1 protein-coding gene is annotated in these 753 nt (G+C 63.1%); it reads left to right on the top strand.

What is annotated here, in order from left to right; all coding sequences use genetic code 11:
- Positions 1-12: 12 nt before the first annotated feature.
- On the top strand, positions 13-753 hold a 741-nt coding region (locus EN906_RS36025; protein ID WP_164777702.1), incomplete at its 3' end, for an acyltransferase.

The following is a 753-nucleotide window of genomic DNA, read 5'->3' on the forward strand; positions in this document are numbered from 1 at the left end:
CTGCTTGCCCGCATGGCGCTGCGCGACGGCCGCATCTCGCTGATGGCCTTTTATTCGCGGCGAGTGCGGCGACTGCTGCCGACTGCGATCCTGGCCCTTCTTGCCACGCTCGCCGGAACGCTGGTCTTCCTGTCCATGGCACGTTGGGAAGAGACGGCAATCCAGGTCGCTGCCAGTGCGCTCTATGTGCAGAACTGGCGGCTTGCCTGGCAGGCGGTCGACTATCTCGGCGCCGAGGAGGCGGCGAGCCCGGTACAACATTACTGGTCTCTATCCATCGAGGAGCAGTTCTATATCGTCTGGCCATTGCTGATGGTGGCAGGCCTTTGGCTGGCGCGCCGTCTCGGGCGGCCAGCGAAAGACGTATTCCTCGTGGGGCTGACCGCGGTTTTTGCCGGATCGCTGATCAGCTCGGTTGTCATCACCCGGAGCGATCCGGCCGCCGCTTATTTCGTAACCCATACCCGTCTGTGGGAGCTGGCGCTCGGTGGCCTGCTGGCGCTGACGGTCCATCGGTTCAGGGCAGGGCTGCCATTGCGCGCCGCAATGGCGATGACCGGTATTGGCGCCATCGGGTTTTCAGCGCTTTTCTTTTCCGCCTCGACGTCATTTCCTGGCGCTCTTGCCTTGCTGCCGACCTTGGGGACGGTGCTCATCATTGCCGCCGGCGGCATCAAACTGGGCCGGTTCGCGGACTTGATGCCAGCATCCTTTGCTATGTCGGCGACCGGTCGTATTCGATCTACCTCTGGC

This window comes from Mesorhizobium sp. M7A.F.Ca.CA.004.06.1.1 (assembly GCF_003999135.1).
GTDB lineage: Bacteria > Pseudomonadota > Alphaproteobacteria > Rhizobiales > Rhizobiaceae > Mesorhizobium.